Source organism: Inquilinus limosus (genome assembly GCF_051487185.1).
Lineage (GTDB): Bacteria > Pseudomonadota > Alphaproteobacteria > DSM-16000 > Inquilinaceae > Inquilinus > Inquilinus limosus_F.
On record NZ_JAHVDK010000004.1, the window covers coordinates 55,081 to 74,911 of the forward strand.

Here is a 19,831-nt window from a genome sequence, read left to right on the forward strand (position 1 = left end):
CCGATGAAACGAGGCGAGCCATGACACCTTTGACCGGGGTTCAGGCCTGCGTCTTCGACGCCTATGGCACGCTGTTCGACACCGCCTCCGCCGCCCGGCGCAGCGCCGACCTCTTGGGCGACAACGCCGCCCCGCTGGCCGCCCTGTGGCGCGAAAAGCAGCTGGCCTACACCTGGCTGCGGGCGGCGCAGGGCCGCCACGCCGATTTCTGGCAGGTGACCGGCGACGCGCTGGATTTCGCGCTGGAGACGCTGGCGATCGGCCGGCCCGGCCCGCGGGACCGGCTCGGTCTGCGCGACCGGCTGATGCAGCTGTACCTGACGCTCGATCCCTATCCGGAGGTGCCCGAGGTGCTGCGCCGGCTGCGCGCCGCCGGGCTGAAGACGGCGATCCTGTCGAACGGCACGCCGCGCATGCTCGAGGCCCTGGTCGCCGGGGCCGGGCTGGAGGGGCTGTTCGATGCCGTGCTGTCGGTGGAGCAGGCCGGCGTCTACAAGCCGCATCCCAAGGTCTACCAGATGGCGCTCGACGCGCTCGGCCTGCCGGCGCAGGCGATCGCCTTCCAGTCATCGAATGGCTGGGACGCCTATGCCGCCTCGGCCTTCGGCATGCGGGTGGTCTGGTGCAACCGCAGCCGGCAGCGGCCGGAGCGCCTGCCCGGCGCGCCGGACCGCGAGGTCTCTACGCTGGAAGCGCTGCCGGCCCTGGTCGGGGCCTGACCTTCGTTCAGACCGCGGGCTTCCCCGGCACCGGCGAATAGGCCAGGCCGATATCGGCGACGCAGGCCAGGCCGCCGGGGGTGACAATCAGGATGGTGTAGGTCTCGCCGCCGGGGCTGGCCAGGATCTCGATCACATGCCCCTGAGTCGAGAGCATCCGGGCGACCGGAACTTCCCTGGCCTGATCACGGAGGGCGGCGGCGAAGGCGTCGTATGGCGCACAGACCGGAGCCGCCGGACCGGCCTGCGCCATGTCGGCCGCCAGCGCGATGCCGGCGGCCAGAAGCAGGGTCCTCATGGCGACCTCCGCACAATATATGGGGTGCCACGAGGCCGCGGCCAAGGCCGCTCCGTCCCGCCGCGCTATTCCTTCGCCGGGCCGGTCGAGGCGCGCAGCACCAGCTCGGTGCCGAAATGGATCTCGTTGCGGCCGCGCGGGTCGATCAGCAGCTCCGCCGCCGCCCGCCCCTTCTCGACCAGCGGCTGGCGGATCGTGGTCAGCGGCGGATTGGAGGTCGCGGCCGCGGCGATATCGTCGAAGCCGATCACCGAGATGTCGCCCGGCACCGACAGGCCCTGCCGCGCCAGCCAGTCCATGGCCCACAGCGCCAGCCGGTCGCAGGTGGCGAGGATCGCGGTCATCCCCGGCTGGCGCCGCAGCAACCGCGGCATGCTGCGCTCGATCGACTCCGCCTCGAACAGGCACTCCTCGATCGCGACCTGGCCGGCCGGGATGCCGGCCTCGGCCAGCACCTCGAGATAGCCGTAGAGCCGCTGCTGGCAGGCGGCGTAGATCGAGTCGCGGATGCGGCGCAGCGACACCGCGCCCTCGCGCGAATCCGGCATCAGCTCCATCGACAGCACGCCGATGCGGCGGTGGCCGAGGCCGAGCAGGTGCCGGGCCGCCGCCGCCGCGCCGCTGCGGTCGTCCACAGTGACGGTGCGGCAGCCCTCGACCAGCGGCTGGTCGACCGTCACCACCGGCAGGCCGCGGCTCTTGATGATGTCGAGGACCCCCGGCTCCTCCTCCATGCAGTACATGATGAAGCCGTCGACCGCGGCCGAGCCGAGGGCCCGGCGCGCCGCGTCCACATCCGCGGCGGCATAGACCGAGATGCCCCGCCCGGTGTCGTCGCACACCGCGGCGACGCCCTGGATCAGGGCCAGCGCCGCCGGGTCGCCGAAGGCGTAGCTCAGCCCCTCCGGAATCATCACCGCGACGGTGCCGATATGGCCGGTGCGCAGCATGCGGGCCAGCGGGTCCGGGCCCTGGTAGCCGAGCGCCGCGGCCGCCTCCATCACCTTCTCGCGGATCGCGTCGCTGACCCGCTCGGGATGGTTGAACACGTTCGACACGGTGCCCTGCGCCACCCCCGCCGCGGCGGCGATGTCGCGCAGCCGGGCCTTGGGCTTCGGGATCTCGGGCGGAGCGTCGGGCGTCGCGGTCGGGGCGTCCTCGGGCATGGCCCTACCCTAGCGCCGGTTTTGAACCGATTCAAATTTCACTTGACGTCTGTCTCGGGGCCAGGCATTTATGAATCGATTCAAAAAATCGATTCAAAGGAGGCCGTCATGAGCTTCATGACCGGATTCCCACTGGTCGCGCATCTGATGCAGATCCGGCTGGGCAGCCGCTTCCGGGACCTGCCGCCATCGGTGGCGGCGGAACTGGAAGCCTTCGCCGCCGAGCAGGACGCCGCGCCGCGGCCGGCCGCACCGCAGCCATGCAGCAGGCGGAGCTCATCGGTGCCGTCGCCGGCGCCGTCCTTCGCCCTGCGCAAGGCCTGCTGAGGGCGCGATGCCCCAGGCTCTCATACCAATGACCCGAAATATTAACCCGTCATGGCGAGCCCCGAAGGGGCGTGGCCATCCAGCGATACCGGCGCCTGGATGGCCACGGCGCTGCGCGCCTCGCCATGACGAAAAAGGCCGGAGAGCCGATTTCGAAGGCTTCCGGTATCAATCGATCCCCTCGCACTCGACCAGCTCGAGCGGCCCCTTGCCCTTGAGCTCGTAGAAGCCGCGGCTGCGCGCCCGGCAGCGGTCCTGGATGCGCCGCCACAACGCGGCGCTCAGGAACACCGAATTGGAATGGGCGCAGGCGGTGATCCGTGCCGCCGTGTTCACCGTGTCGCCCCAGAGGTCGAACAGGAACTGCCGCCGGCCGATGATGCCCGCCACCACCGGGCCGTGATGGATGCCGATGCGGACACCCCAGCCAGGCTGGGTCTGCCGGGTCGCCGCCACCAGGTCGAGGCCGCAGCGGATGGCGGCCGGCAGCGGATCCTCCACCCGTTCCAGCAGGCCCGCCGTCGCCATCAGGGCGTCGCCGATGGTCTTGATCTTCTCCAGCCCATGGCAGGCGACGACCTGCTCGAACGCCTCCATCAGCGTCTGCAGCTCGGCCACCACCTGCTCCGGCGGGTTGCGGTCGCAATAGGCGGTGAAGTCGACGATGTCGCAGAACAGCACCGCCACGTCGTCGTAGCGGCGTGGCGTGACCTTGTCGGTCGCCTTGAGCTCGCTGATCGCACCGGGCGGCAGGATGGCGCGCAGCAGACGATCGCTGCGCTCCTTCTCGCGCTCGATCTGGTCGAGATAGGCCGCCTCCTGGTCGCGCAGCCGCTTCTTGTCCAGCGAGGCGCCGACCCGTGCCCGCAGCAGGGTGGGGTTGAACGGCTTAGGCAGGTAGTCCTCGGCCCCCAGCTCGATGCAGCGCACCACGCTGTCGATCGCGTCGAGCGCCGAGATCATGATCACCGGAATATCGCTCAGCGCCGGGTCCAGTTTCAGCGTCCGCAGCACCTCGTAGCCATCCATGCCCGGCATCATGATGTCGAGCAGCACGAGGTCGAACCGGCGGCTGCGCAGCAGCGCCAGCGCCGCGGCGCCGTCCGCGGCCTCGGTCAGGTCCTCGTATCCCTCGCGGCGCAGGCGGCGGGCCAGGGTGTAGCGGTTGGTCTCGTCGTCGTCGACGATCAGGATCGCGGCCGCCGGGTCAGCCATCGCGCCGCACCCTGCCGAGGAGAGCCTCGATCTTCCCCAGGAGCCGCGGCATGTCGACCGGCTTGGTGTCGTAGTCGTCGCACCCCGCGGCCAGGGCCTTTTCCCGGTCGCCCGCCATGGCATGGGCCGACAGGGCGATCACCGGGATGCCGCTCGTATCGGCCGCCGCCTTGATCCGGCGCGTCGCCTCCCAGCCGTCGATCACCGGCAGGCTGAGATCCATCAGGATCAGGTCCGGGCGCTCGCGGCCCGCCGCCTCGACCCCTTCCGCCCCGTCGCGGGCGGCGACGACGTCGAAGCCGCGGCGCTTCAGACGGGCCGACAGCATGTAGATGTTGTCCTCGTTGTCCTCGACATAGAGGATCGTCGCCATGGTCATGCCCTCCGCAGGGTCGCGGCCGTCGCGTAGCGGCCGACCAGCTGCCGGATCTGCGCCAGCAGCTCGTGCTGCTCGAAGGCGGCCTTCTGCAGGATGTGCTCGACGCCGCCGTTGAGGCGGCGATGGTCATGCTCAGTCAGGTCGGCGGCGGTGACGATGATGACCGGGATGCCGGCATAATCCGGCACCTTGCGGCAGGCGGCGAGGAACTCGAAGCCGTCCATCTCCGGCATCATCAGGTCGAGCAGGATCAGGTCCGGCCGCTCGCGGCCCATCCGCTCCAGCGCCTCGCGGCCGTCGCCCGCCTCGACGACCTGCCAGCCCTCGGCGACCAGCAGGCGGCGCATCATCGCGCGGGTCGCGGCATCGTCCTCGACCACCAGCACCCGCCGCGCCGCCCCGACCGAGGACCGGAAGCGGGCCAGGATCGCGGCCAGGCGGCCGCGGTCGATCGGCTTGTTGAGGAAGTCGGAGGCGCCGAGGGCGATGCCCTTCTGCTTCTCGTCGACGATCGTCACCATGATCACCGGAATGCCCGCCAGCTCCGGATCCGACTTCATCTCCTGCAGCACGCTCCAGCCGTCCATGCCGGGCATCAGGACGTCGAGGGTGACGACCGAGGGGCGCAGCGTGCGGACGGCCACCAGCGCTTCGGCGCCATTCTCAGCGGTGAAGACGTCGAAGCCCTCGCGGTTGAGGAAGCGGCGCATCAGGTCGCGCACCGTGGCGTCGTCATCGACCACCAGGACACGGTCGGCGCCGCCGCGCGCGGGGGCTGGCGCCGGCGGACCGGCGATGCTGACGGCTGCGGGGGCGGGTCCCGGGATCACCTCCGCCTTCGCGGTGCCGCCCGCCGGCAGGCGGACGGTGAAGCTGGTGCCGACGCCCGGCTCGCTCTCGACCGCGATGGTGCCGCCCATCAGCGCCGCCAGCCGCTGGCAGATGGCCAGCCCCAGCCCGGTGCCGCCGTATTTCCGGGTGGTCGAGCTGTCGGCCTGGGTGAATTCCTGGAACAGCCGGCCGAGCTGCTCCCTGGTCATGCCGATGCCGGTGTCCGAGACGCGGAAGCGGACCCAATCGCCACCGGCATCCGGGTCGCGCGCCACCGCCAGCGTCACCGTTCCGCCTTCGGTGAACTTGCAGGCATTGCTGAGCAGGTTGAGGATGATCTGCCTGAGGCGGGTCAGGTCGGCCCGCATGGCGCCGAGCTCAGCCGGCCGCTCCACAACCAGACGGTTGCGGTTGCGCTCGGCCAGCGGCTGCGCCGCCCCGGCCACGTCGGCGACGAGGGTGGAGAGATCGATCTCCTCCTCGTGCAGCTCCAGGCGGCCGGCCTCGATCTTCGACAGGTCGAGCACGTCGTTGATCAGGGTCAGAAGGTGCCGGCCGGCACGCAGGATGCGATCGAGCGGCTCGCGGAACTCCTCCAGCTTCTGGTCTTCCGCGTCTTCCGACAACATCTCCGCCAGGCCGATGATGGCGTTGAGCGGGGTCCGCAGCTCGTGGCTCATATTGGCCAGGAAGCGGCTCTTGGCCAGGGTCGCCTGGGTCGCCTGGTCGCGCGCATCGGCGAGCCGGTCGACCAGCTCTCCGAGCTGCGCCTCCCGCGCCTTCAGCTCGGTGATGTCGGTGAACACGCCGACGCAGCCGCCATCGGCGGTGACGCGCTCGCTGATCTTCAGCCAGCGCCCCCCGGCCCGCCGCTGCTCATAGGCGCCGCCCGGATGGTGATGGCGGTCGAGCCGCGCCGAGAGCCAGGCGTCGAGATGCTCGGCGGCGTCGGGGATCAGCCCGGCCTCGCCCGCGGCGCGGATCACCTCCTCGTAGCGCACGCCCGGGCGGATCTCGACATCGAGCCCGGCATACATCTCGCGATAGCGGCTGTTGCAGATCACCAGCCGGTCATCGGCATCGTAGAGCGCGAAACCCTCGGAGATCGTCTCGATCGCCTCGCCGAGCTGGCGCTGGGCCCGCTGCGCCTCGGCCTCGGCCTCGCGGTGCTGCCGCTCCAGCCGGTCGCGCTCGATCAGGCTCCGCTGCAGCAGGCCGAGGGTCCGGGTCATCGCGCCGATCTCGTCATGCCCGGCCGGCGGCAGCTCGACGTCGAGCCGGCCGCCGGTGATCGCCGCCATGGCCTCTTCGAGCTGACGCAGCGGTCCGATGATCGAGCGGACGATGACCGCGGTCAGCACCGCCGCCAGGAGGAAGGCGAGGACGCCGGTGGCCAATGACAGCCGGACCGCTGTCTCCGCGTTCCGGACCGCCGCGTCGCGCATGGCGACGGCCTCGCTCTCCAGCCGGTCGACCATCGCGGCCAGGGCGGCATCGACAGCCTGGATGTGGTTGCGGGTCAGCGCCATCAGGGCGTTGCCGACGACGCGCTGGTCGTTGGTGTAGGCGTCGACGGCCTTGAGCGCCTGGTCCATCAGCGGCCCGATCTCGGCCTGGATCGCCCGCACGCCGTCGGGATCGTAGGGGGCCAGCGCGGCGAGGTCGGCCGCCAGCTGGTCCCGCGCGGCGAGGGCGTTCTGTTCCGACCGCACCAGCAGGCTGACGGCTAGGTCGGTCAGCCAGTATTTGAGGTCGCCGAAATCCTTGTTCGCCTTGTTCGCCGTCTTCAGCACCGTCACCAGCCGCGCCTCCTCGGCCAGCGCCGCCGCCTCGGCCGAGACCTGGCGGTTCAGGTAGAGCGTGGAGAGGGTCAGGATCGCCAGCAGCACGATCGCCAGGAAGACGAGACGGGCGCGAATCGAGAACTGCGACATGCCGCTCCTCGGGACCGGCGGCTCATCGCCGGTCGGGATCAGTCGAACAGGGTGATGCTGATGACGCCGCCCAGATCTCCCAGGCTCGCGCCCTCCTTCGGATAGCCGGTGATGTCGATCTCGCCCTTCGGCGAGCCGTGGCAGACGAGGCAGTCGGCGCCGTAATATTCCGGCATCAGGACGCGGGTGGCCGGCCGCCCGGCGACGGTGGTCGTCTCGGCGTAGATGTCGCCCTTGGCCCAGCCCGGCGACTGGAACTTGCTGCGGATGATCTCGGTCTCGAACGCGTCGGGCGAGGCCTTGCGGTTGCGCACCAGCTCCGGCGGCGCCGTCACCTTGATCTCGGCCCGGCCGCTCTGGTCGCGGCGGAACTGCTCGGTCACCATCCGGGCGAAGACGGCGGGCACGAAGCCCTTGAAGCCAACGCCCTTCTGATTGATCAGCGCCTGGTTCGCGTCCACCACCTCCTTGACCGCGCGCGCCATGGCGGCCAGCAGGCGCCCCTTCTCGGAAGCGGGATCGAGCTTGCGCGGGTCGGTGCCGGTCGCCTTGGCCATGGCCTGGGCCGCCTGCTCGACGACGGCATCGCCCGTCAGCCCCTTGTCGGCCAGGGCGGGATCGTTGATCCGGCGCTGTTGGGCCGAGATCACGACGCGTGCGCTGCCCAGGAACTCGGCGAGGCGGAGGGCGTTGTCGACGTCGTCCTGCGCCGCGGCCAGAACCGGCGGCAGGCCCGCCGCGAGCACGCCCAGCAGAACGAGGGACGCGAGCGTCTTCCTCGCCCCGATAGTCCTAAACGGCAGGCGACCGTCCCAATTCATCAGAATCCCTAGGCAAAAGCCTCAGTATTCATCAAGGATAGGAAAAGAAGTAACGCAGTTTTCAGGATATCGGCATTGCCGCCGGAACGCAAGATTGACCAAAACGGCTGATGGCGATGACTTCCCCATTACTCGGGCGGGAGGGGGCCTAACTCCTTTGGAGTATGGCGCCCGCGGCATCAGACGGCCAGTCCCGTGGGCATGCGGCACCCCTGCCGAGAGCACCTCCCGTCTGGAAACAAAGTATCCTTTTGCCCCGCGGCTTGCGCAACTCTGGCATGAAATAGGTCAGCCTCATTGACATAAATCAACCCCCCATGGTTCGGTCGGGACACGGCGCCGGAGCGCGCCGGCCCAGGAAGACCGAGGATTTCATGAGCATCGGCGAGAGCCATTACGCCACCCGCGCCGCGCGGATGCGCGCCTCCGAAATCCGCGAGCTGCTGAAGCTCTTGGACCGGCCGGGCGTGATCTCCTTCGCCGGCGGCATCCCCGACCCGGCGCTGTTCCCGGCCGACGCCATCCGCGGCGGCTACGAGGCCGCGCTCGCCGCCGGCGGCACCGCGCTGCAGTACTCGGTCAGCGAGGGCTATGCCCCGCTGCGGCAGTGGATCGCCCGGCACATGGCGTCGATCGGCGTGCCCTGCGGCATCGACAACATCGTGATCACCTCCGGCTCGCAGCAGGCGCTCGATTATCTCGGCAAGCTGTTCCTGTCGCCCGGTGACACGGCACTGGTGGCCTGGCCGACCTATCTCGGCGCGCTGCAGGCCTTCAACCCCTACGAGCCGCGCTACGACCGGCTGGATCCTGCGCACGGCAACGCCACGCCCGACGCTTATCGCATGGCGGCCGAGGCGGCCGGCAGCCGGGTGCGGCTGGCCTATCTGACGCCGGATTTCGCCAACCCCTCGGGCGAGACGCTGTGCCGGGCGGCCCGCGAGCGCGCCCTGGTCCTGGCGGAGGAGCTGGACATTCCGCTGATCGAGGATTCGGCCTATCAGGCGCTGCGCTACGACGGCGAGGACGTGCCGCCGCTGCTGGCCCTCGACGTCGCGGCCAGGGGCGACATCGACCGCAGCCGCGTGATCCATTGCGGCAGCTTCTCCAAGACCCTGGCGCCGGGCCTGCGCATCGGCTGGATCTGCGCCGCGCGCGCGGTGGTGCAGAAGCTGGTTCTGACCAAGCAGGCGGCCGATCTGCACACCCCCACCATCAACCAGATGGTGATGCATCACGCCGCCGAGCACGCCTATCCGGCCCAGCTGGCCAAGATCCGCGCCGCCTATCGCGACCGGCGCGACCGCATGTTGGCGGCGCTGCAGCGGCACATGCCGGCGGGGGTGGGCTGGACCCGGCCCGAGGGCGGCATGTTCATCTGGGTGACCCTGCCCGAAGGGCTCGACGGCGCCGACCTCCTGGCCCGCGCGGTCGACCAGGGCGTCGCCTTCGTCCCCGGCCGGGCCTTCCACGCCGACGGCACCGGCGGCAACACGCTGCGCCTGTCCTTCTCCCTGGCCGACCAGGCCGCGATCGAGGAGGGCATCGCCCGGCTCGGCCGCCTGATCGCCGGCGCGGAGCGGGTGGCGGCCTGAGGCGGGCAGCCGCCCGACACACCCGCAAGAACCGGATTGGCCCGGCCGGGCCGGTGGCGGACAAGGCAGGCCCGCCACCCAGGAGACCCGGCATGGCCGACCGGCTGACGCCCGAAGAGAGATCCCGGCTGATGGCCCGGATCAAGGGCAAGGACACCACGCCCGAGCGCCGCGCCCGCCGGGCCGCGCACGCCCTGGGGCTGCGCTTCCGGCTGCACCGGCGCGACCTGCCCGGCACGCCCGACATGGTGCTGCCGAGGCGGCGTGTCGCCCTGTTCGTGCATGGCTGCTTCTGGCACCAGCACGCCGGCTGCCGCAAGGCGCGGCGGCCGCGGACCCGGCCCGACTACTGGGCCGAGAAGTTCCGGGCCAATGCCGAGCGGGACGCCCGGGCCGCCGCAGCGCTGGCCGCCGCCGGCTGGCGTGTCGTGGTGCTGTGGGAATGCGAGACCGAGGACACCGGGGAGCTGCGGCGGCTGATCGGTGAGCGCGTCTGCCGCCTTCCCTTCCCGCCCGATCCGGCCCACCCTGCGGCATGGTCCTGAAGATCCGGCTGGTCGCGCCGACGACCGACCCGCGGCCGGAGACGCTGGCGGCGATCCGCGACGACCTCGCCCGGCTGGCCCGGCCGGGGGTGACGCTGAGCCATGTTCAGAACCAGGACGGCCCGCTGGCGGTGCGCAGCGACGCCGATATCGAGGCCGCCCGGCCGGGCGTGCTGCGCCGGATCGAGGAGGCCGAGCGCGACGGCATCGACGCCGTGATCATCGACTGCACCTCCGATGTCGGCCTGGCCGAGGCGCGGGCGGCGGTGGCGGCGATCCCGGTGATCGGCCCGGGCGAGGAGATGCGCCGCCTGGCCGGCCGCCGCAAGCGCGCCTGGCTTGATGCCGACATGCTGGCGCAGGATCCGCTGGCCCATGCCCTGGCCGCCGTCGAGGCCGGCGCGACCGTGCTGCTGGTCGGTAGCACCGGCCGGGCCGAGGTCGCGGCGCGGCTGCGGTCGGAGCTGACGGCGCGCGGCCATGCCGTCACCGTGATCGAGCCGCTGGAGGCGGCGCTGGACGCGGCGCTGCGGTCCCTCGGCGCCGGCGCTCAGCCCTTCGGCGGCTCGTCCCGGAAATAGGGCTCGACCGTGCCGGTCTGCTTCAGGGTCAGCGGGTTGCCGCGGCGGTCCAGCGCCTTGCCCATGGCCAGGCGGACCCAGCCCTCGCTGACGCAGTACTCCTCGACATTGGTGCGTTCGGTGCCGTTGAAGCGCACCCCGACGCCGCGGCGGAGCACGGCCTCGTCGTAATGCGGGCTGTTCGGGTTGCTCGACAGGCGGTCGGGCGGGGTGTCGCTCATCGGTTCGGCTCCCGGCAGAGGCGGCGGATCGGCGCGTGATAGCCGCGCGCGGCGACGCTGACAATGCGTGAGACGGATGGTATCGAGGTCTGCAAGACCCCGAGACGACAGGGATAGGCTGGGCGATGCTGTTTTACATCTGCAGCTACACCGGCGCGTCCGGCAACGGCGAAGGCATCACCCTGGCCCGGCTGGAAGCGGAGACGGGCGGGCTGGAGGCGCTGAAGAGCGTCGCCGGGCCGAGCCCGTCCTGGCTGGCCTTCGCCCCGGACGGGCGGCACGCCTACGCCGTCAACGAGATCGACAGCTTCGAGGGCGCGGCGCAGGGCGCGGTCACCGCCTACCGGGTGGACCGGGAGAGCGGCGCGCTGACGGCGCTGAACACCGTCGGCTCCGGCGGCACCGTTCCGGCGCATGGCAGCGTCCATCCCGGCGGGCGGCACCTGCTGGTGGCGAATTACGGCGACGGCCGGCTGACGGTGCTGCCGATCGCGGCGGACGGGTCGCTGGGCGCCGCCACCGATGTGCAGGCGCCCGAGGGCCCGGTCGGGCCGGACCGGGCCGAGGCCGCGCCGCCTGGCAGCTTCGCCATCAGCGGCCATGACGGCCCGCACGCCCATATCATCGAGACCGCAGGCCGCTTCGTGCTGAGCACCGATCTCGGCCAGGACCGGATCCATGTCTGGATCCTGGACGAGGCCGCCGGGGCGCTGCGCCCGGCCACCTTCTTCCCCGCCGCCTCGGCCGGGGCCGGGCCGCGGCACCTCGCCTTCCACCCGAACGGCCGCGTGCTCTACACGGTCTATGAGGAGGCGTCGCAGCTGGCCGTGCACGACTGGGACCCGGCGATCGGCCGCGCCGCCTTCCGGCAGCAGCTGAGCGCGCTGCCGCCGGGCTTCGCCGGCTCCAGCTTCGCCTCGGCGCTGGCGATCAGCCGCGACGGCCGCTTCCTCTATTCCGGCAACCGGCTGCACAACAGTATCGCCATCTTCGCGATCGGGCCCGACGGCGCGCTGCGCTGGCTGGACGCGGAATGGACCCGCGGCGACTACCCGAACCACGTGGCGCTGGACCCGACCGGCCGGTTCCTGTTCGCCTGCAACCGGCGCAGCGACAACGTCACCCTGTTCCGGGTCGACCCGCAGTCCGGCCGGCTGGAATTCACCGGCCGATACCTGCCCATCGGCAGCCCGAACATGGTGGTGTTTCCGCCGGGGTGAGCACGGGTGCTGATCAGGGCGACTGCGGGACGGTGTAGACCTCAAGGCCCAAGTCCAGTTGCAGGTCGATCAGCCTGGACATGAGGCTCAGGGGCAATACGTCCCCGAAATACCCGTCGCCGAGGAACTGCACGATCAGCATTGCCTCACCCCCGGTGGCCCGAAGCTCCGCAAGGAATGACTTGCGCGAGCCAAGTTGATCGAGCAGGGCGGCGACCTGATGCCGGAAATGCTGGCCCCGGATATCGTGGCGGATGCCGTATCGCCATCGCGTGTCGCGATACTGCCCCGGCAGAGGCGTTCCCTTGGGCGTCTTCCGATCATCCCCGACGCGGTGGACGTGCGAAGGCTCCAGCCCCAGTGCGGCCGTGATGTCGACCGGGTCCATGGTCGGATGAACGATGAACAGTTCGACGTCGAGCCGCTTCGGGTCGTCGTCTTCGGTCTCGACATTCGCCGCCACCGCGCACCTCCCGCTGGTCTGGCCCGAGATTATACCAGCAGCCCGAAATATTGACCCGTCATTGCGAGCCCCGAAGGGGCGTGGCAATCCAGGGATCGAGCCGCTGGATGGCCACGGCGCTGCGCGCCTCGCCATGACGGAAAGGGATATGATCAGCACCAGCGCCGGCGGGACAGCTCAGCCCCGATACACCGGCGCCCCCGCGGGCGAGCCGGTGGTGCCGCCGTCGACGAAGAGCTCCGCCCCCTGGACGTTGCTCGATTCGTCCGAGGCCAGGAACAGCACGGTCTTCGCCACCTCCTCCGGCCGGCCGAAGCGGGCGAGCGGGATGGCCTGGCTGAGGCGCTGCACCAGGCCCGCACGGGCCTCCGGCGTCGGCGCCGCGGCAGACCAGATGTCGGTGTCGGTGGCGCCGGGCGAGACCACGTTCACCCGGATGCCGCGCGGCGACAGTTCCGACGCCAGCACCCGGCCCATCGCGCGCACCCCGCCCTTGGCCGCGGCATAGGCGGAATAGCCCGGCACTCCGAGCAGGCTGTGCACCGAGCCGTTGAGGATGACCGACGCCCCGTCCTTCAGATGTGGCAGCGCCGCCTGCACCGTGAAGAACACGCCGGTCAGGTTGGTGCGGATGATCTGCTCGAACGCCGCCAGCCCGGTCTGGCCCAGCGGCGTGGCGCCGCCGATGCCGGCATTGGCGAAGACGATGTCGAGCGGGCCGAAGCGCCGCGCCGCCTCGGCCGCCGCCCGTTCCAGCGCCTCGACATCCGTGGCGTCGGCCTGCAGCGCCAGGGCGGCGTCGCCCAGCTCGCGCGCCGCGGCGTCCAGCGTCTCGCGGTTGCGCCCGGTGATCGCCACCTTCGCGCCCTCGGCCACGAACAGCCGCGCCGTCGCCAGGCCGATGCCGGCATTGCCGCCAGTGATCAGCGCCACCTTGTCCTTCAACCTCATCTCGGTCTCCTGCGCCCCACCGGGCGCCGAATGGGAAGCGCCGCCCGGCTTCTCCCGGCGGCCTGCGGACGACGATCTTTATATGATGATCATCATCTGAACCAGAGATGATAACCGTCATCCCGATTGTCAATCGGGGGGTCGGCGCCATGATCGATTGGGAGATCTTCGCCCTGGGCTGTCTCGGCGGCGCGCTGCCGGACCTGCTGCGGCTGATCAAGGGCCGTCACGACGGCGCGCCACAGTTCCTGCGCGACTGGTTCTTCTGGCTGATGTTCGCCGGCCTGGTGCTGCTGGGCGGGCTGGCGGCGCTGCTGGGCCAGGCCGACGAGGCCAAGGAGGCGGTGGCCTTCGGCTTCACCGCGCCGGAGGTCGTGTCCCGCGCCTTCGGCGGCGGCCGGGCCGAGCTGCTGCCGCGCCCGGTCGGCCCCGGCCTGCTGCGCCGGCTGCGCTGGTGGTGGGCGATCTGAGAGGAAGCGCCCCTCTGACGTGGCTCGCCGACCATACCGCGGGCGCGATGCGGAGCAGACGCGGGATGTAATCTATCTCCAGGCCTTGATCTGCGGCAGGTCCCGGGTCAATGCGCGAAAGCCGACGCCGGTGTACAGGTTCCGGGCGGCCGGGTGCGCCGGCGCGCCGAGACAGGCGACCAGCATCCGGTTCGCGCCGGCCGCCCTGGCCAGATGCATGCCGTGCAGCTGCAACGCGGTGCCCAACCCCCGTCGCCGGAAGTCCCGGTGTGTGCCGACGGGCTCGAATTCAGCGGTTCGCGTCGACTCGTCCAGCCAGATGATCGCGGTCGCGGCCAAGGTGCCGTCCGGTGCCTCGATCAGCGCATGCAGATCGGCCCGATACGGCCAGGTCCGCCGGACCCGCTCGAACGCCGCCTCGGTGAGGCTGGACGGATGCCACGCCTCCCGATGCGCCTTGACCGCGTCCGCCACCGAGACGTCCCCGGCCGCCAGAAACCGGAATCCCTCGGGCAGCACCGGATCCGGCACATCCGTCAGCTCCCGTACGTTGAACTGCACCCAGGATCCGTCATCCGAACCGGCTTCCGCGTCGAACGCGTAACCGTGCGCGGCGACGGTGGCCTGCGCCTGGACATCCGCGGACTGGACCGTCAGCAACCGGTCGACGTCGCCCGCCACATCGTCGTACCAGTCGAGGATCCCGGTCAGCAGCTCCGGCCGGTCCGGATGCGCCTGCCAAAGCAGGTTGGCCGCCTTGGCCTCGCGGAACGTCCCATCGCTGCGCGGGACCCGGTAAGGCAGATGCACCCACCCCCAGGCGGCCAGCCGGCCGTCGACGAACCACAGCCGGTGCCGCCAGAACGGGCTGAGCGCGTCGAAATCCTTGGCCCAGACCCAGGCCAGTTCACCAACGGTCGCGTCGGCGTTCAGCAGGTCCGGCCGCAGCGCGGTCACCTGTTGGGCCAGGCCCTGCATCAGCCGGAGTTCGGTTGGGCCAAGATTCATCACCGGGCGAGCCCCCGCTCCTTCGCCACCCGGCCGTGGACCACGCCGGCCAGCTCGGCGCGGGAGCGGATGCCGAGCTTCTCGTAGATCGATTGCGTCTGGTTCCGGATGGTGGCGGGCGCGGAGCCCAGCGCCTGCGCCGCCTGCTTGTGCGTCGCCCCGGCGGCGAGCAGGAGGGCGACCTCGCACTCGCGTCGGGTGAGACGATCGAGGCCGGCGATCGAGCTGAGCCGCAGCCGGATCAGCTCCGACTGGTCGCCGGCGTCGCCGGCGCGCTCGCAGGAGACGACGACGCCGTCGCCCTTCAGCGTGACGGTCCCGGGGCGCTGCAGCAGCCGGCGCAGGGGAACCGGCAGCCGCTCCCCGGTCCAGCCCGGCCACACGGTCTTCAGAAGCCCCTCCGAGGCCTCGAGCCCGAGATAGGCGAAGCCGGACGGGTCGACCAGCAGGGAGGCCCCGTCCGCGGATGCGGGCTCCGCCCCGCGCCACGCCGACGCCTGGACCGCCAGGAAGATGTGGTCGACCGCGCCTTGCAGGAAGTGCAGGTCCTCGGCCTCCCAGTCCGGGGGACGGGCGTCGCCGCGATAGATCGAGGCGAAGAAGACGGTGGTGCGGTTCGGCCGGCTGTGCATGGCGCTGGCCCATTTCCGGATCCGGTAACGCTCGGCCAGCTCGATCATCCCATCGGTCTGCACCGGCTGGTTGCGGTCGTAGATCTGCACCCCGCCGCGGGTCTCGCGCAGGCTGCGGGCGACGAGATCCTGGTTCTCGATCGTCGTCCAGAAGCGGGCGAAGTCGCCGGGCAGATTCACGGTCGACGAGGCGTGCACGACCGTCCGCCCCGGCTCGAACCGCGCCCAGCCGTACCAGGCGCAGTCGAAGCCGAGAATGGACCGGAGGCGGTCGAAGCCCCAGGCCGGGATGCTGCCGTCGCCCTCGCGCCCGATCCTGTGCAGGTCGGTCACGAACTGGGAGAACAGGGGCAGCTTCGAGGTCACGCGCGCCATCCCGGGATGTCTCCCGGAACGCTAGCGTCGCCGCGAATGGCCGACAAGCGGCCCGCAGCGCCCCGGACGCCCTCCGCCATAGTGCATCTGCACCATTCTGGACCGCGCCCGGACGGCTAGACTCGACCGACATCCATCATGGGAGGGGCCGGGAATGGCGACGGGGTGGCTGTGGCACGAGCGGTTCGGCTGGCATGACACGGGAACCGCCGGCGGCTTCCTGAAGGGCGAGTTCATCCAGCCGCTGCAGCACCTCGAATCGCCCGAATCCAAGGCCCGCTTCGCGTCGCTGGTCGAGGTCTCCGGCATCGCCAGGGCGCTGAAGCGCATCGACTGCGTCGCCGCGGCCGAGGAGGACCTGCTGCGCATCCACACCCGCGGCCATATCGAGGCGATGAAGGCGCTGAGCCGCGACATCCGCGGCGGCGACATGGGCGACGGCGTCTCGCCCTTCGGCTTCGGCGGCTTCGAGCTGGCCTGCCTGGCGGCCGGCGGCACGATCAGCGCGCTGCGCGCCGTGGTCGGCGGCGAGGTGCGCAACGCCTATGCCCTGGTGCGGCCCCCCGGACACCACGCCCGACCGGAGACGGGGATGGGCTTCTGCATGTTCGCCAATGTGGCCGTCGCCATCGCCCATGCCCGGGCCAAGCTCGGCATCGGCCGGGTCGCGGTGGTCGACTGGGACGTCCATCACGGCAACGGCACCGAGGCCTGCTTCGAGACCGACCGGGACGTCCTGACCATCTCGCTGCACCAGGACGGCAACTTCCCGGCCGATACCGGCAAGGTCACGGATCGCGGCAGGGGCGCCGGCGACGGGTCGGCGATCAACATCCCGCTGCCGGCGGGGTCCGGCGAGGGCGCCTACTTCCATGCCTTCGACCGCGTCGTCCTGCCCGCGATCGAACGGTTCCGGCCCGACCTGATCATGGTCGCCAGCGGCTTCGATTCCAGCAACGCCGACCCGCTGGGGCGGATGCTGCTGGTCTCCACCTCCTACGCCGTGATGACCCGCCGGCTGATGGACCTCGCCGATGCGGTCTGCGGCGGCCGGCTGGTGATCAGCCACGAGGGCGGCTATTCGCCCTTCTACGTGCCGTTCTGCGGCCTCGCGGTGGTGGAGACGCTGAGCGGCGTCAGCACCGGCGTGACCGACCCCTATCTGGCGGCCTGGGCCGGGCTGCCGGGGCAGGAGCTGCAGGACCATCAGAAGGCGCTGGTGGCGCGGGTGGCGGAGAGCGTCGGGCTCTAGCGCCCCGGCCGGCGGCCGGGATCTCAAGAACAACCAAACAGGGGGCGATGATGAACGGACAGAGAGCCGGCAGGGCGCGGGGCACCCTGCTGATCTGGGTCAACCTGATCGTGGTGCTGTTCCCGCCGATCCACCTGGCCTTCGCGGCGGGCAACCTGGCGATGGCCCTGGCCTTCTTCCTGGGCAGCAGCCTGCTGCTGACCGCCACCGTGATCCACCTGAACCGCGCCAACCATGATGCGGGGAAGGAGTAGGCGATGGACATCCTCATCGGCTACGGCACCCTGGCGGCGTTCTTCGCCGGCGTGATCCTGGTCCTCGAACGCACCCGGCGGGCCAGCGGCGGCGACTTCACCGACTACGCGGTCGCCGGGCGGTCCTTCGGGTCCTGGTTCCAGGCGATGGCGTTCCTGAACACCTGGCTGCCCGGCACCATCTTCATCGCCTTCGCCGGCCTCGCCGCCTCGGCCGGGGTGATCGGCTACTACGTCGTCTCCTATTCCCTTCTGGCCGTGCTGTTCATGCTGTTCATGGCCCAGAAGGTGTTCGACTGGGGCCGGGCTTTCAACCTGCGCACCCAGGCCGATTTCGTCGGCATGCGCTATAACTCCAAGGCCGTGCGCATCGTCGCGGCGCTGATCGGGGTGGTGGCCAGCTTCCCCTGGCTGATCCTGGGCTTCCAGTCGCTGGGGCTGGTGTTCTCCTATCTCTCCTTCGGCGCGGTCTCGCCGACGCTGGCGGTGTTCGCCGGCATCGCCGTGCTCGGCATCCGGCAGATCTGGACCGTCCGGCTGGGCATGCGGGGGATCGTCATCTCCGACATGGTCCAGGGCATCTTCGCCTATGGCGTCGGCGGCCTCGTCGCCCTCGGCCTGATCGTCTGGCTGATGTCGCAAGGGCTGGGCTTCGCCGCCCTGCCGCCGGAATTCGCCGCTTTGCCGGGCCCCGGCAGCGATCTCGGCCCGCTGTACTATCTCTCGATCGTCGCCACCGGGGCGCTGGGGTCCTGGTGCTGGCCGGACATCTTCGTCCGGCTGTTCACGGCCAGAAGCGCCCAGGCCGTGCGCAACTCCGCCGTCAAGGCGGCGCCGATCATGTTCCTGTTCCTCGCCATCCTGCTGACCATGAGCATGCTGGCCCATCAGCTGCCCGAGGTCGCCGCCGCCCCCGACAATGTCTGGTTCCTGACCGCGGCGCATGGCGGGCCCTTCGTCCTGGCCCTCGCCGGGACGGCCGTCTTCGCCGCCACGGCCGGCAACGTCAACGCGCTGACCGCGGCGATCGGCACCCACACCGCGCAGGACGTGATCCATATCGGCGGCGCCGACGAGGCGACGACCACGCGGACCGCGCGGGCGGCGATCGTGGCCGCGACCGTGCTGGCCGTGATCGGCGCCGTGCTGACGGTGAACGTCACGGCCGGGCTGCTGACCCTGGCGCTGGCCTCCTACCAGGGCATCGTCCAGCTGGCCCCAGCGCTCTATCTCGGCATCTTCTGGCGCCGGGGCAACGCCGCGGCCGCCCTGGCCGGAATGCTGACCGGCTTCGCCGTCGCCGTGGTGCTGCAGCTCATCTACCCGGTGTCGATCCGCGAGCTCGGCGGCCTGACCTCCGGCGTCGTCGGCCTCGCCGTCAACACGCTGGTCTATGTCGCCCTGTCCTACGCCCTGCCGCAGGACGCGGCGGAGCGCGCCCGCATCGACCGGCTGTTCCGGGAGCTCGGGCAGGCGGGGCCGGACAGCGCGGCGGTACCGGCGGGCGACCTCGCCCCGGTGCGCGACTAGGCCCGCTCCGCCTCTTCGGGCGTCTGGGTGGTCAGCGAAAGGGCGTGCACCCGGTCCTTCAGCTCGGCCGACAGCAGGTCGTAGACCAGGCGCTGCCGCTCGACCCGCGACTTGCCGGCGAAGGCCTCGGAGACGATCAGCACCCGGAAATGGCTTTCGCCGCGCCCGTCATGGCCGGCGTGGCCGGCATGGCGGTGGCTGTCGTCGATGATCTCGAGCTGGGCTGGGGCCAGCGCCTCCTCGAGCTTGCGGCGCATGCGGTCGGCGATCTGCATCGGGTCCGTCCTCCATCCAGCCTCCGGTGATAGCAGAGACAGCACCGGGACGGGAGACCTGCATCCTATATTCCCATATGAAGCAAGCGCCGATGCTGCGACACGAGGGCAAGGCAGATTTCCGCCGCCTCGGCTTGTCAGGCGAATGTGCCCTCCCCATACTCGCAGCATGGCCACCGCGAACCGCAGAGAGTACCGGGCATTCGAGGAGCCGGCGCCGGCAACGCGCCGCTGCGACCACCCGGGCTGCGCCTGCGCCGGGGAGTTCCGGGCACCGAAATCGCGGCAGCGGCTGAACGACTATTGGTGGTTCTGCCTGGAGCATGTGCGGGAATACAACCGCGCCTGGAACTATTACCAAGGCATGACCCCGGACCAGATCGAGCGCGAGGCGCGGCGCGACACGGTGTGGGACCGGCCGACCTGGCCGATGGGAAGCTGGCGGGCCGAGCAGCGGCTGCGCGCCCGGATCTATGAGAGCTTCGCCAATGGCGCGGGCGACAACCCGTTCCACGCCGGCCGCGAGGCGCAGGACGAGGCGAAGCAGGGCCGCCCCCTGACCGAGCAGGAGAGCGCGATGAAGACGCTCCAGCTCGTTCCTCCTTTCGATCTGAAAACCCTCAAGGCGCGCTACAAGACGCTTGTCAAACTGCATCACCCGGACGCCAATGGCGGCAGCCGCGACGCCGAGGAGAAGTTCAAGTCCATCAACCACGCCTACAGCGTGCTGAAGGCCGGCTTCGCCTCGTGAACCATACTCTGGAATTTG

Annotated in this window: 23 protein-coding genes; 11 read left to right on the forward strand and 12 right to left on the reverse strand. The window is 70.7% G+C overall.

All coding sequences use genetic code 11. The features are described 5' to 3' along the window. Positions 1 to 20 precede the first annotated feature (20 nt). On the forward strand, positions 21 to 719 hold the full coding sequence (locus KXR53_RS05570) for a haloacid dehalogenase type II (protein WP_437374105.1): 699 nt from the start codon (positions 21 to 23) through the stop codon (positions 717 to 719). Between the two features lie 7 nt (positions 720 to 726). Here the strand turns inward: KXR53_RS05570 and KXR53_RS05575 are convergent, their stop codons facing one another. Together KXR53_RS05575 and KXR53_RS05580 are read right to left on the reverse strand one after the other, a co-directional pair. Then, positions 727 to 1,017: a hypothetical protein gene (locus tag KXR53_RS05575; RefSeq protein ID WP_437374106.1), complete on the reverse strand. Its 291-nt coding sequence runs from the start codon at positions 1,015 to 1,017 to the stop codon at positions 727 to 729. 65 nt (positions 1,018 to 1,082) lie between these two features. Continuing rightward, positions 1,083 to 2,183 (reverse strand): LacI family DNA-binding transcriptional regulator, encoded by a 1,101-nt coding sequence (locus tag KXR53_RS05580; protein WP_437374107.1) that lies wholly within the window; start codon positions 2,181 to 2,183, stop codon positions 1,083 to 1,085. 108 nt (positions 2,184 to 2,291) lie between these two features. Between KXR53_RS05580 and KXR53_RS05585 the strand changes: the two genes are divergently transcribed. After that, positions 2,292 to 2,510, forward strand: a complete 219-nt coding sequence (locus KXR53_RS05585; protein WP_437374108.1) for a hypothetical protein — start codon at positions 2,292 to 2,294, stop codon at positions 2,508 to 2,510. A 168-nt stretch (positions 2,511 to 2,678) separates the two neighbouring features. On the opposite strand, the gene KXR53_RS05590 is transcribed toward KXR53_RS05585, so the two are convergent. From KXR53_RS05590 to KXR53_RS05605, 4 genes are read right to left on the reverse strand one after another with little or no spacing between them, the layout of a single operon-like run. After that, complete coding sequence (locus KXR53_RS05590; RefSeq protein ID WP_437374109.1) at positions 2,679 to 3,725, reverse strand: adenylate/guanylate cyclase domain-containing protein; 1,047 nt, start codon at positions 3,723 to 3,725, stop codon at positions 2,679 to 2,681. Further along, the gene (locus tag KXR53_RS05595) at positions 3,718 to 4,098 is read right to left on the reverse strand and encodes a response regulator (RefSeq protein ID WP_437374110.1); all 381 of its coding nucleotides are present in this window, start codon (positions 4,096 to 4,098) and stop codon (positions 3,718 to 3,720) included. The genes KXR53_RS05590 and KXR53_RS05595 overlap by 8 nt, the downstream gene beginning before the upstream one ends. A 2-nt stretch (positions 4,099 to 4,100) precedes the next feature. Beyond that, the gene (locus tag KXR53_RS05600; protein WP_437374111.1) at positions 4,101 to 6,869 is read right to left on the reverse strand and encodes a response regulator; all 2,769 of its coding nucleotides are present in this window, start codon (positions 6,867 to 6,869) and stop codon (positions 4,101 to 4,103) included. A 38-nt stretch (positions 6,870 to 6,907) separates the two neighbouring features. Next, complete coding sequence (locus KXR53_RS05605; RefSeq protein ID WP_437374112.1) at positions 6,908 to 7,690, reverse strand: Tll0287-like domain-containing protein; 783 nt, start codon at positions 7,688 to 7,690, stop codon at positions 6,908 to 6,910. Positions 7,691 to 8,064: 374 nt separating this feature from the next. On the opposite strand from KXR53_RS05605, the gene KXR53_RS05610 reads away from it, so the two are divergent. The 3 genes from KXR53_RS05610 (at position 8,065) to KXR53_RS05620 (ending at position 10,411) form a co-directional block, all read left to right on the forward strand. Continuing rightward, complete coding sequence (locus tag KXR53_RS05610; RefSeq protein WP_437374113.1) at positions 8,065 to 9,285, forward strand: PLP-dependent aminotransferase family protein; 1,221 nt, start codon at positions 8,065 to 8,067, stop codon at positions 9,283 to 9,285. A 92-nt stretch (positions 9,286 to 9,377) separates the two neighbouring features. Beyond that, a complete protein-coding gene (locus KXR53_RS05615) occupies positions 9,378 to 9,830 on the forward strand; it encodes a very short patch repair endonuclease (protein ID WP_437374114.1) in 453 nt (150 codons plus the stop codon). After that, positions 9,821 to 10,411: an aspartate/glutamate racemase family protein gene (locus KXR53_RS05620; protein WP_437374115.1), complete on the forward strand. Its 591-nt coding sequence runs from the start codon at positions 9,821 to 9,823 to the stop codon at positions 10,409 to 10,411. The genes KXR53_RS05615 and KXR53_RS05620 overlap by 10 nt, the downstream gene beginning before the upstream one ends. On the opposite strand, the gene KXR53_RS05625 is transcribed toward KXR53_RS05620, so the two are convergent. After that, complete coding sequence (locus KXR53_RS05625; RefSeq protein WP_437374116.1) at positions 10,381 to 10,632, reverse strand: DUF3297 family protein; 252 nt, start codon at positions 10,630 to 10,632, stop codon at positions 10,381 to 10,383. The two genes, KXR53_RS05620 and KXR53_RS05625, sit on opposite strands and share 31 nt — an antisense overlap. A gap of 125 nt (positions 10,633 to 10,757) precedes the next feature. Here KXR53_RS05625 and KXR53_RS05630 point away from each other — a divergent pair, with 125 nt between their 5' ends. After that, complete coding sequence (locus tag KXR53_RS05630) at positions 10,758 to 11,852, forward strand: lactonase family protein (protein ID WP_437374117.1); 1,095 nt, start codon at positions 10,758 to 10,760, stop codon at positions 11,850 to 11,852. A 13-nt stretch (positions 11,853 to 11,865) separates the two neighbouring features. Here the strand turns inward: KXR53_RS05630 and KXR53_RS05635 are convergent, their stop codons facing one another. Next, a complete protein-coding gene (locus KXR53_RS05635) occupies positions 11,866 to 12,315 on the reverse strand; it encodes a DUF4279 domain-containing protein (protein WP_437374118.1) in 450 nt (149 codons plus the stop codon). Between the two features lie 177 nt (positions 12,316 to 12,492). Further along, positions 12,493 to 13,266 (reverse strand): SDR family NAD(P)-dependent oxidoreductase, encoded by a 774-nt coding sequence (locus KXR53_RS05640; protein ID WP_437374119.1) that lies wholly within the window; start codon positions 13,264 to 13,266, stop codon positions 12,493 to 12,495. Between the two features lie 149 nt (positions 13,267 to 13,415). Between KXR53_RS05640 and KXR53_RS05645 the strand changes: the two genes are divergently transcribed. Next, positions 13,416 to 13,736 carry a hypothetical protein gene (locus tag KXR53_RS05645; RefSeq protein WP_437374120.1) on the forward strand — a complete coding sequence of 107 codons (321 nt, stop codon included), beginning with the start codon at positions 13,416 to 13,418 and terminating at the stop codon, positions 13,734 to 13,736. A gap of 72 nt (positions 13,737 to 13,808) precedes the next feature. Here KXR53_RS05645 and KXR53_RS05650 read toward each other — a convergent pair whose 3' ends face one another. Then, positions 13,809 to 14,714 (reverse strand): GNAT family N-acetyltransferase, encoded by a 906-nt coding sequence (locus KXR53_RS05650; protein ID WP_437374121.1) that lies wholly within the window; start codon positions 14,712 to 14,714, stop codon positions 13,809 to 13,811. A 29-nt stretch (positions 14,715 to 14,743) separates the two neighbouring features. Further along, entirely contained in the window at positions 14,744 to 15,751 is a 1,008-nt protein-coding gene (locus tag KXR53_RS05655) for a response regulator transcription factor (RefSeq protein ID WP_437374122.1), read from the reverse strand. A gap of 154 nt (positions 15,752 to 15,905) precedes the next feature. Here KXR53_RS05655 and KXR53_RS05660 point away from each other — a divergent pair, with 154 nt between their 5' ends. From KXR53_RS05660 to KXR53_RS05670, 3 genes are read left to right on the forward strand one after another with little or no spacing between them, the layout of a single operon-like run. Then, the gene (locus KXR53_RS05660; protein WP_437374123.1) at positions 15,906 to 17,003 is read left to right on the forward strand and encodes a class II histone deacetylase; all 1,098 of its coding nucleotides are present in this window, start codon (positions 15,906 to 15,908) and stop codon (positions 17,001 to 17,003) included. A gap of 50 nt (positions 17,004 to 17,053) precedes the next feature. Beyond that, positions 17,054 to 17,257 carry a hypothetical protein gene (locus KXR53_RS05665; protein ID WP_437374124.1) on the forward strand — a complete coding sequence of 68 codons (204 nt, stop codon included), beginning with the start codon at positions 17,054 to 17,056 and terminating at the stop codon, positions 17,255 to 17,257. A gap of 3 nt (positions 17,258 to 17,260) precedes the next feature. Continuing rightward, the gene (locus tag KXR53_RS05670; RefSeq protein ID WP_437374125.1) at positions 17,261 to 18,787 is read left to right on the forward strand and encodes a sodium:solute symporter family protein; all 1,527 of its coding nucleotides are present in this window, start codon (positions 17,261 to 17,263) and stop codon (positions 18,785 to 18,787) included. Here KXR53_RS05670 and KXR53_RS05675 read toward each other — a convergent pair. Then, positions 18,784 to 19,062 (reverse strand): BolA family protein, encoded by a 279-nt coding sequence (locus tag KXR53_RS05675; RefSeq protein WP_437374126.1) that lies wholly within the window; start codon positions 19,060 to 19,062, stop codon positions 18,784 to 18,786. The genes KXR53_RS05670 and KXR53_RS05675 overlap by 4 nt on opposite strands. Before the next feature lie 169 nt (positions 19,063 to 19,231). Between KXR53_RS05675 and KXR53_RS05680 the strand changes: the two genes are divergently transcribed. Next, positions 19,232 to 19,813 (forward strand): J domain-containing protein, encoded by a 582-nt coding sequence (locus tag KXR53_RS05680; protein ID WP_437374127.1) that lies wholly within the window; start codon positions 19,232 to 19,234, stop codon positions 19,811 to 19,813. Positions 19,814 to 19,831: the final 18 nt, after the last annotated feature.